11 protein-coding genes are annotated in these 12,831 nt (G+C 44.4%); all 11 read left to right on the top strand.

Going from position 1 to position 12,831, the window contains the following annotated elements:
• The first annotated feature begins 25 nt into the window (after window positions 1-25).
• The 11 genes from spoIIP (at window position 26) to mtaB (ending at window position 12,710) form a co-directional block, all read left to right on the top strand.
• On the top strand, window positions 26-1,186 hold the full coding sequence (gene spoIIP / locus QR721_RS08130; protein ID WP_348025798.1) for a stage II sporulation protein P: 1,161 nt from the start codon (window positions 26-28) through the stop codon (window positions 1,184-1,186).
• Window positions 1,187-1,207: 21 nt separating this feature from the next.
• A complete protein-coding gene (locus tag QR721_RS08125; RefSeq protein ID WP_348025796.1) occupies window positions 1,208-1,531 on the top strand; it encodes a hypothetical protein in 324 nt (107 codons plus the stop codon).
• Between the two features lie 169 nt (window positions 1,532-1,700).
• The gene (gene lepA / locus QR721_RS08120) at window positions 1,701-3,512 is read left to right on the top strand and encodes a translation elongation factor 4 (protein WP_348025794.1); all 1,812 of its coding nucleotides are present in this window, start codon (window positions 1,701-1,703) and stop codon (window positions 3,510-3,512) included.
• 73 nt (window positions 3,513-3,585) lie between these two features.
• Window positions 3,586-4,749, top strand: coding sequence for a radical SAM family heme chaperone HemW (hemW, locus tag QR721_RS08115; protein WP_348025792.1), 1,164 nt, complete (start codon window positions 3,586-3,588; stop codon window positions 4,747-4,749).
• 76 nt (window positions 4,750-4,825) lie between these two features.
• Window positions 4,826-5,854, top strand: coding sequence for a heat-inducible transcriptional repressor HrcA (gene hrcA / locus QR721_RS08110; RefSeq protein ID WP_348025790.1), 1,029 nt, complete (start codon window positions 4,826-4,828; stop codon window positions 5,852-5,854).
• A 28-nt stretch (window positions 5,855-5,882) separates the two neighbouring features.
• Window positions 5,883-6,455: a nucleotide exchange factor GrpE gene (gene grpE, locus QR721_RS08105; RefSeq protein ID WP_348025788.1), complete on the top strand. Its 573-nt coding sequence runs from the start codon at window positions 5,883-5,885 to the stop codon at window positions 6,453-6,455.
• 28 nt (window positions 6,456-6,483) lie between these two features.
• The gene (gene dnaK / locus QR721_RS08100) at window positions 6,484-8,319 is read left to right on the top strand and encodes a molecular chaperone DnaK (RefSeq protein ID WP_348025786.1); all 1,836 of its coding nucleotides are present in this window, start codon (window positions 6,484-6,486) and stop codon (window positions 8,317-8,319) included.
• A 153-nt stretch (window positions 8,320-8,472) separates the two neighbouring features.
• The gene (dnaJ, locus tag QR721_RS08095; RefSeq protein ID WP_348025784.1) at window positions 8,473-9,597 is read left to right on the top strand and encodes a molecular chaperone DnaJ; all 1,125 of its coding nucleotides are present in this window, start codon (window positions 8,473-8,475) and stop codon (window positions 9,595-9,597) included.
• Between the two features lie 28 nt (window positions 9,598-9,625).
• Complete coding sequence (prmA, locus tag QR721_RS08090) at window positions 9,626-10,567, top strand: 50S ribosomal protein L11 methyltransferase (protein WP_348029814.1); 942 nt, start codon at window positions 9,626-9,628, stop codon at window positions 10,565-10,567.
• A 35-nt stretch (window positions 10,568-10,602) separates the two neighbouring features.
• On the top strand, window positions 10,603-11,358 hold the full coding sequence (locus tag QR721_RS08085) for a 16S rRNA (uracil(1498)-N(3))-methyltransferase (RefSeq protein ID WP_348025782.1): 756 nt from the start codon (window positions 10,603-10,605) through the stop codon (window positions 11,356-11,358).
• Window positions 11,359-11,360: 2 nt separating this feature from the next.
• Window positions 11,361-12,710 (top strand): tRNA (N(6)-L-threonylcarbamoyladenosine(37)-C(2))-methylthiotransferase MtaB, encoded by a 1,350-nt coding sequence (gene mtaB, locus QR721_RS08080; protein WP_348025780.1) that lies wholly within the window; start codon window positions 11,361-11,363, stop codon window positions 12,708-12,710.
• The last annotated feature ends 121 nt before the right edge of the window (window positions 12,711-12,831 follow it).

The following is a 12,831-nucleotide window of genomic DNA, read 5'->3' as shown; positions in this document are numbered from 1 at the left end:
TAGCCGCAGGGGAAGGGTGGAACCGATGTTGAACAAGCGATTTGGCGGGTTTTCGCTATTTTACAGGAAGAGTGGCATTTATATCATTTGTATTGCAGTGCTGTTCTTCCTTATTGGGTTGCTAACAACGATAGCTCCGGCATATCGATTATCATCTGAAACAATCAGCAGGTGGACAAGCGATATTGACAGTTCGTCTTTTCTTTACTTGATGGGAATGGAAAACCGGGGGTTCCAGGAGGCATATCCAAAAGAAAAAGAGCTGCCGAAAGTGTCGACTACCCTGTTTCATATAATGACGAATATTAAACCGAGTGATCCACGAAGTCTCCTCGGTCAAGAGTTGCCGGGCTTTGACTCTTTCGGCAGTAAAATCATCGTAGCCGGTGAAGGGACGGACTATGCGAACCTTACATTGGAATCTTCACCGCCGCTCGATGAAGTGCTGAAAGACCGCCATGCAATTAGTGGAGATGAAGATGAGGAAAAAGAAGTGAAGAAAGAAGAACCGAAAAAAGCGAAGCAAACGACAGGCAATCGAAAGGTCGCTTTCATTTACAATACGCATAATAGGGAAGCATTCCTTCCGCAGATGCCAAGCTCTACAAAACCGGATGAAGCTTATCATAAATCAGTAAACATATCTAAAGTAAGTGCACGTTTTGAGAAACGCTTGCAGGAGAACGGACTTGGGACAGCACGTGATAACAGTGACTTTATGAGTATCTTGAACAAACGTGGCTGGGGATATGGTCAGTCATATGCGGCTTCAAGGAGTGTTGTCGAGGCTGCGGTCTCAGGCAACAAAGACTTGGAATACATTTTTGATATCCACCGGGACAGCTTGCCTCGTCAGCATACGACGAAAACGATCAAAGGAAAAGGTTACGGACAAATCATGTTTGTTGTGGGAGCAGATCATCCGAATTATGAGAAAAACCTTCGTCTAGCGACTAAATTGCACTATAAGCTTGAGGAAAAATATAAAGGTTTGAGCCGTGGTGTTATTCAAAAGGCCGGAGCCGGGACAAACGGTATCTTCAATCAGGACTTGTCCGGCAACGCAGTTCTTGTAGAGATTGGCGGCTATGAAAATAGTCTGGATGAAGTATATCGTACAGCAGATGTACTCGCTGAGGTCTTCAGTGAATATTACTGGAATGCAGAGAAAGTAAACGCGAAATAGGATTGGAAAGGGGCAGGGAGGATGAAGAAAGGTCTTTTATGGTTTGGGCTGTTTCTCGCAGTTTTTTTCATGGGCATGCATACGGCAGGAGGAAAGACTTCTGACGAGGAAGCTCAGCAAAAATTTGAAATTCAGCAAGAAACACCTCAAACTGATCTGCCGATATTGCCAGAAACGGAAATGCAGGCTGAGTCAGACCCAGTTTTCCTCCCTGTGGAGCAAGTTCCGGAACAATCAGAAGGACTGCTCACAAATAAAACGGCTTCAGTGATGGAACGAGCTGTGTCAGTAATGTACAATGTCATCGTCAATTTCCTATACAGTATTGCCAGTCTACTCTTTTAGATAGCTTGATAATTGTTGAAACTGACAGCCTCTATTGCTATAATCAAATCTAGCTGAAAGAGCGAACTGGAACAGTGCCCTAGAAGCCCGTGCAGCGATGCATGGGCTTCGGGCATTTTGGGCATTTTCCCTCTTTGGAGAAACAGAACAATTGGGAGTGAACCGCTTCATGGCAGATAACCAAAAGAACGTCCGCAATTTTTCGATTATCGCTCATATTGACCATGGGAAATCGACGCTTGCTGACCGGATATTAGAAAATACAAAAGCTTTGACGAAACGTGAAATGAAAGATCAGATGTTGGATGCGATGGACCTTGAGAGAGAGCGTGGAATTACAATCAAGTTGAACGCGGTCCAACTTAAGTATGACAGCAAGAATGGAGAACAATATACATTCCACTTGATCGATACACCTGGGCACGTCGACTTTACATATGAAGTTTCACGAAGCCTAGCAGCCTGTGAAGGGGCGATTCTCGTTGTTGACGCCGCTCAGGGGATTGAAGCGCAAACACTTGCGAACGTTTATCTTGCGCTCGATAACGACTTGGAAATCATTCCAGTCATAAATAAAATTGACTTGCCGAATGCTGATCCTGAACGTGTGAAAAAGGAACTTGAAGATGTAATCGGCATAGATCCGGATGACGTCATCCTTGCTTCCGCTAAAGCAAATATCGGAATTGAAGATATTCTCGAGGCAGTTGTGGAACGTATCCCTGCTCCTGAGGGAGATGCAAAAGCGCCGCTAAAAGGACTTATTTTCGACTCGCTCTATGACCAATATCGTGGAGTTATTGCCTATACATGTGTCAAAGAAGGCACAGTTAAGGTCGGGGACAAGATAAGAATGATGGCAACAGGCAAAGAATTTGAAGTGAACGAGGTCGGCGTGTTCACACCGAATCCCCTGCCTAAAAAAGAACTCTCTGTCGGTGATGTTGGGTATCTTGCTGCAGCTATTAAAAATGTTGGAGACACACGTGTTGGTGATACGATCACATTTGCCAAAAATAGTGCGACTGAACCGCTCGCCGGTTACCGGAAACTGAATCCGATGGTATTCTGCGGATTGTATCCTGTCGATTCCAATAGATATAATGATTTGCGAGAAGCGCTTGAACGCCTGGAGCTGAATGACTCTTCTCTAGAATATGAACCAGAGACATCTCAGGCGCTCGGATTTGGTTTCCGTTGTGGGTTCCTCGGCCTTCTTCATATGGAAATTATTCAGGAGCGGATTGAGCGCGAATTTAATATTGACCTAATTACAACAGCACCAAGTGTAATTTATGAAGTGGTCAAGACTGACGGCGAAGTGCTTAAGATCGACAACCCGTCAATGATGCCTGATCAGGTTTCCATTGAAGAAGTACGGGAGCCTTACGTGAAGGCAAGCATCATGGTGCCGAATGATTATGTCGGAACAGTGATGGAGCTTTCTCAGAAAAAACGCGGACAGTTCGTCGATATGGAATATCTCGATGATATCCGGGTAAATGTCATTTATCATATTCCGCTATCAGAGATTGTCTATGACTTCTTCGACCAACTTAAGTCCCAGACGAAAGGCTATGCTTCATTTGACTATGAGTTGATCGGCTACCGAGCTTCCAATCTTGTCAAGATGGACATTCTGCTTAATGCCGAAAAAATCGATGCCCTTTCTTTCATTGTTCATAAAGATTTCTCTCATGAACGCGGTAAGCAAATTGTTGAGAAACTAAAACAATTGATTCCGCGCCAGCAATTCGAAGTTCCGGTACAGGCTGCAATTGGCCAAAAGATTGTCTCACGTTCAAACATTAAAGCAATCCGTAAAAACGTACTTGCCAAATGTTACGGTGGGGACATTTCCCGAAAGCGCAAATTGCTTGAGAAGCAAAAAGAAGGAAAGAAGCGGATGAAGATGGTTGGCTCAGTAGAAGTTCCACAAGAAGCGTTTATGGCAGTACTTAAAATGGACGACGATAAATAGAACTGTTGCATGAAAACGAGCTGGGGTTCCCCTTAAGCTCGTTTTCCTTATTTCATTCAAGGAGTGAAACACCATGATCCAGTCGGCATATATCCATATTCCGTTTTGTCAGAAAATCTGCCATTACTGTGATTTCGTCAAGTTTTTCTACGATGAACAGCTTGCAGATGATTATTTGCTTGCCTTGGAGAAAGAGATTGCCACTTCACTTCAAGGGGAAAAACTGAAACCACGCACAATCTTTATTGGCGGTGGTACACCAACGGCACTTACTCTTAAGCAGCTGGATAAATTAATGGATATCATAGATGCCCACTTTGATCTATCTAATTGTATTGAGTTTTCCATTGAAGGAAATCCGGGAGAGTTTGACGGAGACAAAATGGAACTTTTGAAAAACCGTGGTATTGACCGAGTCTCTCTTGGGGTACAAGTATTTGACGATGCGATGCTTGAACAGTTAGGGCGACTGCATAAAAAGGCTGATGTATACAACACGATCAACTCACTTATCCGGACGGGATTGGACAATGTGAGCCTTGATTTGATTTATGCTTTGCCACATCAGACTGTCGAACATTTTCATAAAACCCTTGATGAGGCACTCCAGTTCAAATTGCCGCACTACTCTACCTATTCATTGCAAATTGAGCCGAAAACCGTTTTCTATAATATGCACCGTCAAGGTCAGCTCCACCGTCCTTCGAATGAAGAAGAAGCGGAAATGTATGAACTCTTGCGTCGAGAAATGGCGAAAAGTGGATACAGACAATATGAAATCAGCAATTTCTCAAAACCGGGGTTTGAAAGCCGTCATAACTTGACATACTGGAGCAATGAATACTATTACGGCTTTGGGGCAGGCAGCCACGGCTACTTGCCAGGGAAACGTGTTGTCAACATACGTCCGATTCCTGCTTATATAAAAGAAGCCTCGGCTTCAGGGAATCCGGTTCTACAAGTAGAAAAAATCGGTCGTAAAGAGGAAATTGAAGAAGAAATGTTCCTCGGATTGCGCCGCCTTGAAGGTGTAAGCAAGATACATTTCAAAAAGCGCTATGGAATTGACATAGACGATTTGTATCGTGAAGAAATCGAATACTTACAGCGAAAAGGCTGGTTGAGAGAGACTGCTGATCATATTCATCTGACTGATGATGGCATCCTTTTTGGTAATGAGGCGATGGCTGAATTCCTGCTCGACGAAACCAAGATGAAAAAAGTGCATTCTCGTTGACAATAAAAGCGCAATTTGATAATTTAATATCAGCATTAGCACTCAAGTATAAAGAGTGCTAACAGAGGTGATCATCATGTTGACGAATAGGCAACTGCTGATTTTGGAAGTGATCATTGATGATTTTATTAAGTCTGCGAAACCGGTAGGATCGCGGGCAATAGCTAAAAAAGACAATATTTCTTTCAGTGCTGCCACAATCAGGAATGAAATGGCAGACCTTGAGGAAATGGGGTTGCTGGAAAAGACTCATACGTCGTCCGGCAGAATTCCTTCCGAACTCGGTTACAGATACTATGTGGATCATGTCATAGGTTCAGCGATTAAGGGCGGGCCGACAGTTATCAGGGATCGGCTTCAAGGGAATTTTTTCGAAATGGAGCAGATTGTACAAATGTCTGCACATATCTTGTCCGATCTGACGAGTTATACTGCAATTATTCTTGGTCCGGAAATGTTTGAGACAAAGCTTAAACAGCTGCAGCTCGTTGCACTGACGAAGCAGACAGCTGTTGCGATTCTCATTACGAATACGGGCCATGTTGAACACCGCTCATTCGCAATTCCGGAAGACATGGACACGTCGGATCTTGAGAAAATGGTCAACATATTGAACGATCGACTCAAGGGCGAGCCATTATATCGGCTTCCTGAACTGCTGCAGACGGAAGTTCGCACGCTGATGCTTCAGTATATGGATGCATCAGGACGAGCTTTTGAATATCTGAAAGCAGCTTTTACTGCAGACCAGCATGTCAAACTCTACTTCGGTGGCAAGTCAAACATGCTGATGCAGCCGGAATTCAACAATGCCGAAAAGGTACATGCGCTGTACAGAATGCTCGACAATGAGACCGTCATGGCTAACTTGTTAAAAGCAAAAACGTCTGGCATCCAGGTCTCTATCGGGCATGAGAATGAGCTGGAAGCGATCAAAGATTTAAGTCTGATTACAGCGACTTACCATCTCGGTGACGAACAGACTGGAACGATAGCGCTTCTAGGTCCGACACGCATGGAATATCGCAAAGTGATGGCTCTGCTCCATACACTTTCAAATGAAATGACAGACGCATTGTACCTATGGTATAAAAGCAATGGATGACATAACGGGTCAAGAGGAGGTACTTTCATTGGAAGAGAACAAGAATAATGATATCAATGAAGAAACAGAGAACACTGAAACCGATGAAGTGGAAGTACTAGATGCAGCTTCTTCCGACAAAGAAAGTACGGGGGAAGCGAGCACTGAACCGCGTCAGGAGGAAATTGACAAGCTGACAGCGGAAAATGAAGAGCTTAAGAACAAGCTGCTTCGAGCTCAAGCTGAGTTTGATAACTTCAGAAAGCGTACCGTGAAGGAAAAAGAGGCGGAACGCAAATATAAAGCCCAGGATATCGCGGGTGATCTGCTGCCTGTTGTCGACAGCTTCAACAGAGCATTGCAAACTGAAGTGGATGCTGCGGCTAAAACTTTTGTTGAAGGCATGGAAATGGTCTATCGACAGCTTACAGAAGCATTGCAAGCCCATGGTATCGAAGAAATCGAGACAGTCGGCAAAGAGTTCGATCCGAATTTGCATCATGCAGTGATGCAAGTGAGCGAGCCGGACAAAGAGGCTAATACTGTAATAGAAGAATTGCAAAAAGGCTATATGCTTAAAGACCGGGTCATCAGACCGGCCATGGTTAAAGTCAATCAATAATCTAAGCAACGTCTAGGAGGATGAAACTATGAGCAAAATTATCGGAATCGACTTGGGAACTACTAACTCATGTGTATCAGTAATGGAAGGCGGCGAGCCGGTTGTCATCCCGAACCCGGAAGGAAACCGTACAACTCCATCTGCTGTCGCTTTCAAAAACGGCGAACGTCAAGTAGGGGAAGTTGCGAAGCGCCAATCTATCACAAACCCAAACACAATTCTTTCAATCAAGCGCCATATGGGTACTGACTACAAAGTCAATGTTGAAGGAAAAGACTATACACCTCAGGAGATTTCTGCAATCATCCTGCAATATATTAAGTCCTATGCAGAAGATTATATCGGTGAAACTGTTGAAAAAGCTGTTATCACAGTACCTGCATATTTCAATGATGCACAGCGCCAAGCTACAAAAGATGCTGGTAAAATTGCCGGTCTTGAAGTAGAGCGCATCATCAACGAGCCGACAGCAGCAGCACTTGCATACGGTATCGACAAAGGTAATGAAGATCACACAGTACTTGTTTATGACCTTGGTGGCGGTACGTTCGACGTATCCATCCTTGATATTGGTGAAGGTACTTTTGAAGTAGTCTCAACAGCAGGTGATAACAAGCTTGGTGGGGATGACTTTGACCAAGTGATCATCGATTATCTTGTTCAGGAATTCAAGAAAGAAAACGGTATTGATCTTTCTCAGGATAAGATGGCAACACAGCGCTTGAAAGACGCTGCAGAAAAAGCGAAGAAAGATTTGTCCGGTGTGGCTCAGACACAAATTTCCCTTCCCTTCATCACAGCAGGGGAAGCTGGACCGCTTCACTTGGAAACTAGCTTGACACGTGCGAAATTCGAAGAGCTTTCTTCTGATCTTGTGGAACGCACAATGATTCCTACTAGAAAAGCATTGAAAGACGCAGACCTTTCTGCTTCTGATATTGATAAAGTATTGCTAGTCGGTGGTTCAACTCGTATCCCGGCAGTACAGGAAGCAATCAAGAAAGAAATCGGTAAAGAACCATCAAAAGGCGTTAACCCTGATGAAGTTGTAGCACTTGGTGCGGCAATTCAGGGTGGTGTACTTCGCGGTGATGTAAAAGACGTCGTACTTCTTGACGTAACACCACTTTCACTCGGTATTGAAACAATGGGCTCCGTATTCACTAAGCTGATCGAGCGCAATACAACAATTCCGACAAGCCACTCACAAACATTCTCAACTGCTGCTGACAACCAGACAGCTGTTGACATTCATGTTTTGCAAGGTGAGCGTGAAATGGCTGCTGACAACAAGACGCTCGGACGTTTCCAGTTGACTGATATTCCGCCAGCACCACGTGGTATTCCACAGATCGAAGTTTCTTTTGACATCGATGCGAACGGTATCGTAAATGTTCGTGCGAAAGATCTTGGTACGAATAAGGAACAGTCTATTACGATTAAATCATCTTCAGGTCTTTCTGATGAAGAAGTTGAAAAAATGGTTCGTGAAGCGGAAGAAAATGCAGATGCGGACAAGAAGCGTCGTGAAGAAGTTGAACTTCGTAACGAAGCGGATCAGTTAATCTTCACTACAGATAAGACAATCAAAGACCTTGGTGACAAAGTTTCTGATGAAGACAAGCAAAAAGCAGAAGCAGCTAAAGAAGAATTGAAATCTGCGTTGGAAGGTTCCGATATTGAAGCAATCAGAACGAAGAAAGATGCTTTGCAGGAACAAGTTCAACAGCTTTCTGTAAAACTGTATGAACAAATGCAGCAAGATGCACAAGCTGCTGAAGGCCAAAATGCTGAAGCTGGCTCAGCTGATGATGTAGTAGATGCAGACTACAGCGAAGTTGACGATGATAACGAGAAAAAATAAGTAATTTTTGAGGAAGGGTCAAAGTCCAGTTAGTTCAGGCTTTGGCCCTTTTCCTGCAAATGGGCAAAAAGTGGCTATGGAGCCCGGTTGCCAGCGAAGACCAAGAGATGATAAGATTAACAACATGCAATAGCTGTCGGGAGTGAGAACAAATTGAGCAAGCGAGACTACTATGAGGTCCTCGGCGTTGATAAAGGCGCTTCTAAAGAGGAAATTAAAAAAGCATATAGAAAACTTGCACGCCAGTACCATCCGGACGTGAATAAGGAAGCGGGCGCTGCAGACAAGTTCAAAGAAGTGAAAGAAGCATACGAAACACTCAGCAATGAACAGAAACGGAGCCAGTATGACCAGTTCGGGCATGCAGGTCCGCAAAGTCAAGGCTTTGGCGGTTTCGGAGGAGGCGGCCAAGATTTTGGCGGTTTCGGAGATATTTTCGACATGTTCTTTGGTGGAGGCGGACGCAGACAAGATCCGAATGCCCCGCGTCAAGGTGCTGATCTACAGTATCGTATGGTTCTTGATTTTGAAGAAGCCATCTTCGGAAAAGAGACAGATATTACGATTCCGAAAGAGGAGAATTGTGATACATGTAACGGCTCAGGTGCCAAACCGGGAACAAAGGTCGAAACATGTTCACACTGCCATGGCTCGGGCCAGCTGAATGTAGAGCAGTCGACACCATTCGGAAAAGTTGTTAACCGTCGCGTTTGTAACCATTGTGGCGGTACAGGTAAAATCATTCCTGAAAAATGTACAACTTGCCATGGTACCGGCAAAGTTAAGAAAAATCGCAAAATCCATATTAAGATACCTGCAGGCATTGATGAAGGCCAGCAAATCCGTGTTTCCGGTAAAGGTGAGCCTGGTATTAATGGAGGTCCTCCAGGTGATCTGTTTGTTGTAATCCAGGTAAAGGCTCATGAAATGTTCCAGCGTGAAGGGGATCACATTTATCTTGAATTGCCAATCACATTCGCCCAGGCGGCGCTCGGTGATGAAATCGAAGTACCGACTGTGCATGGCCGCGTCAAGATGAAAATCGCACCAGGCACACAGACTGGAAAAACATTCAGACTGAAGGGCAAAGGTGCTCCAAATGTGCGTGGTTATGGACATGGGGATCAGCATGTGCAAGTCCGGGTCATAACTCCTCAGAAATTGACCGACAGACAGAAAGAACTGCTGCGGGAATTCAATGAAATTGGCGGTAATGATTCTGTAGAAGAGGAAGATTCATTCTTCCAGCGTTTTAAAAAAGCATTCAAAGGCGAGTAATCCTTGATTTTAAGAAATGAGTGGAATGATGGACTGGATAGAAGTATGCATTCATACGACGAACGAGGCAGTTGAAGCTGTTTCCAATATTCTTCATGAAGAAGGGGCAGCTGGCGTTTCCATAGAGGATCCTGCTGAACTGCTGAAAGAACGGCCGGACAAATTTGGGGAGATGTATTCCCTGGATCCGGCAGATTATCCAGAGGAAGGTGTCTATGTTAAAGCATATCTTGCTGAAACAGATGAATTGCCTGGAAATCTTAAAAAAATCCGTTCAAGGGTTGATGAGCTTAGCGACTTTGGTATAGATATCGGCCGGGGTACGCTTACTCAGCGAGATATCGTAGAAGAATCATGGGCGAATGCCTGGAAACAGTATTATAAACCTGTTAAAGTGTCAGACCATATTACAATTGTTCCGGAATGGGAATCCTACACACCTGAAAGTTCAGATGAGAAGATTATCAAAATGGATCCGGGTATGGCTTTCGGTACAGGTACCCACGCAACAACAAGTCTGAGCATTCAGGCCCTGGACCGTCATGTGAAAAAAGGCGATTTCATCCTTGATGTTGGGTGCGGATCAGGCATACTCGGAATTGCTGCTTTGCTTTTGGGCGCTTCTGAAGTTCACGCTTATGACATTGACGAAGTTGCGATTGAAAGCACAATTTCGAATGCGGTGCTGAACGGTGTTGAAACGAAGCTTATTGCCAAGAGAAACAGTCTTCTTGAAGGAATTTCGGCCGAGGCTGATATCATCGTTTCAAATATCCTTGCCGAAATCATCGTGCAATTTACCGATGATGCATGGAACTGTCTAAAGGAAGGCGGACGATTCCTTGTTTCAGGAATTATTTCAGAGAAACAGGAAATGGTTGAGGAACGTCTCATTAAGAGCGGCTTCCAAATTGAATCAGTACATGAACAGGATGACTGGATTTCCATTTCGGCGATCAAACAGCAGTGAACAACTGCTGACTAACAGCTGGGAAGTGAACATTGATGCAAAGATATTTTGTACCTGAATCCTCTTGGTCGGGAGATAAAGTCATCGTCAAAGGCAATGATGCCAGGCATATATCGAGAGTCATGCGGATGAAACCGGGTGACAAAGTATTCTGCAACCATCCGGACGGCAGGGCGGCGCTTTGCATGATTTTGACATTGAGAGATACGTTTATTGAACTGCTTGTTGAACAATGGATGGAACAGTCTGCCGAAATGCCGGTCCATGTCACAATAGCCCAGGCGATTCCTAAAGGAGACAAGTTCGAACTTGTCCTTCAAAAAGGGACCGAGCTGGGAGCTGGTGCTTTTATTCCTTTCCAGGCTGACAGATCTGTTGCTGTCTGGGACGAAAAAAAAATCGACAAAAAGCAGCCGCGTTTTGATAAAATTGTAAAAGAAGCCAGTGAGCAGAGCCATCGGAATCATGTTCCAGCAGTAGAGCCGCCTGTAAGTTCAACACAATTGGCGGAATTGAGCAAGGAATATGATATCGCTGCTTTTGCCTATGAGGAAGAAGCCCGTTCTGAAGTACACCACTCATTCGCAAAGGTGCTCCATGAGACAAGGCCGGGAATGCGCATGTTAATCTGCATTGGTCCGGAAGGCGGCTACTCGGACAGGGAAGTCGAATTGTTCAAGGAAGCAGGAATGAAGCCTGTACGACTCGGCCCTCGTATTTTGCGTACAGAGACAGCTGCATTGTATGCACTTGCTGGCATTTCTTATCATTTGGAAGAATTGAGGTGCTGAATATGCCTACAGTGGCATTTCATACATTAGGTTGCAAGGTGAACCATTACGAAACAGAGGGAATCTGGCGTGTTTTTAAGGAAAATGGATACGAACGTGTCGATTTTGAGCGCTCATCCGATGTTTATGTAATCAACACTTGCACTGTTACAAACACAGGAGACAAGAAGAGCCGTCAGATTATCCGACGCGCAGTCCGTAAGAATCCCGAAGCAATCATTTGTGTAACAGGCTGCTATGCCCAGACATCACCAGGTGAAATCATGGAAATCCCGGGCGTTGATATCGTTGTTGGAACGCAGAACCGCAAACAGATGATTGAATATATCGAAGAACATAAAGTGACACGCGAACCAATCAATGGCGTGACGAATATTATGAAGACCCGCGAATTTGAAGAGATGGACGTCCCTGTATTTACAGACAGAACGAGAGCTTCTCTGAAAATCCAGGAAGGTTGCAACAATTTCTGTACATTCTGTATCATTCCATGGTCAAGAGGGCTGTTGCGCTCCCGTGATCCTGAGAATGTTATCAAGCAAGCTCAGCAGCTTGTTGACGCAGGGTATAAAGAAATTGTACTGACTGGCATACATACAGCCGGTTACGGTGAAGACTTGAAAGATTACAACTTTGCACAGTTGCTTCGTGACTTGGAGTCAAAAGTCGTTGGTTTGAAACGCATCCGTATCTCTTCCATTGAAGCGAGCCAGATTACAGATGAAGTGATCGAGGTTCTTGACAAGTCCGAGAAGATTGTTCGTCATCTGCATATGCCGCTTCAGTCAGGTTCGGATTCCGTGCTAACAAGAATGCGCCGTAAGTATTCTTGTGCTTTCTACAAACAGAAAGTCGATAAAATCAAAAAGGCGCTCCCAGGTCTTGCAATTACATCTGATGTCATCGTCGGGTTCCCGGGTGAAACAGAGGAAGAATTCATGGAAACGTATCGTTCCGTTCAGGAGATCGGCTATTCTGAACTTCATGTATTCCCATTCTCACGCAGAACAGGGACACCTGCTGCTCGCATGGATGGACAAGTTGATGAAGATGTGAAGAATGAGCGGGTTCACCGAATGATCGCACTTTCCGACCAGCAAGCGAAGGAATATGCCTCCAAGTATGAAAATGAAGTACTTGAAGTTATTCCGGAAGAACGCGTACCCGATGCAGATCATCCTGATGTGTTAGAAGGATATACAGACAATTACTTGAAGGTCCGTTTCCGTGGTACACCTGATATGATTGGAAAAATTGTTAGAGTGAAAATCGATAAGGCAGGCTATCCATATAACGAAGGTTCATTCGTTCGTGTCATGGAAGAAAACGCTTCGGTTCTTCATGCAAACTGATTTTAAGAGCTCTCCGCTACGATACGGAGTGCTCTTATTTTTTATTTACAATTATCAAAGCAAGATGTAAAATGAATAGGTAAACAAAATAGTTACCTAGGTAATTAATTTATGAGGTGAA

The sequence above is a fragment of the Aciduricibacillus chroicocephali genome, assembly GCF_030762805.1.
GTDB classification, from domain to species: Bacteria; Bacillota; Bacilli; order Bacillales; family Amphibacillaceae; genus Aciduricibacillus; species Aciduricibacillus chroicocephali.
This window is presented reverse-complemented; position numbering and strand designations above follow the sequence as displayed.

Bases quoted from the DNA above. Each gene is read 5' to 3' on its own strand.
- mtaB (WP_348025780.1), top strand. From the start codon at position 11,361: ATGCCTACAGTGGCATTTCATACATTAGGTTGCAAGGTGAACCATTAC.
- lepA (WP_348025794.1), top strand. From the start codon at position 1,701: ATGGCAGATAACCAAAAGAACGTCCGCAATTTTTCGATTATCGCTCAT.
- QR721_RS08085 (WP_348025782.1), top strand. From the start codon at position 10,603: ATGCAAAGATATTTTGTACCTGAATCCTCTTGGTCGGGAGATAAAGTC.
- hemW (WP_348025792.1), top strand. From the start codon at position 3,586: ATGATCCAGTCGGCATATATCCATATTCCGTTTTGTCAGAAAATCTGC.
- spoIIP (WP_348025798.1), top strand. From the start codon at position 26: ATGTTGAACAAGCGATTTGGCGGGTTTTCGCTATTTTACAGGAAGAGT.
- dnaK (WP_348025786.1), top strand. From the start codon at position 6,484: ATGAGCAAAATTATCGGAATCGACTTGGGAACTACTAACTCATGTGTA.
- prmA (WP_348029814.1), top strand. From the start codon at position 9,626: ATGGACTGGATAGAAGTATGCATTCATACGACGAACGAGGCAGTTGAA.
- hrcA (WP_348025790.1), top strand. From the start codon at position 4,826: ATGTTGACGAATAGGCAACTGCTGATTTTGGAAGTGATCATTGATGAT.
- QR721_RS08125 (WP_348025796.1), top strand. From the start codon at position 1,208: ATGAAGAAAGGTCTTTTATGGTTTGGGCTGTTTCTCGCAGTTTTTTTC.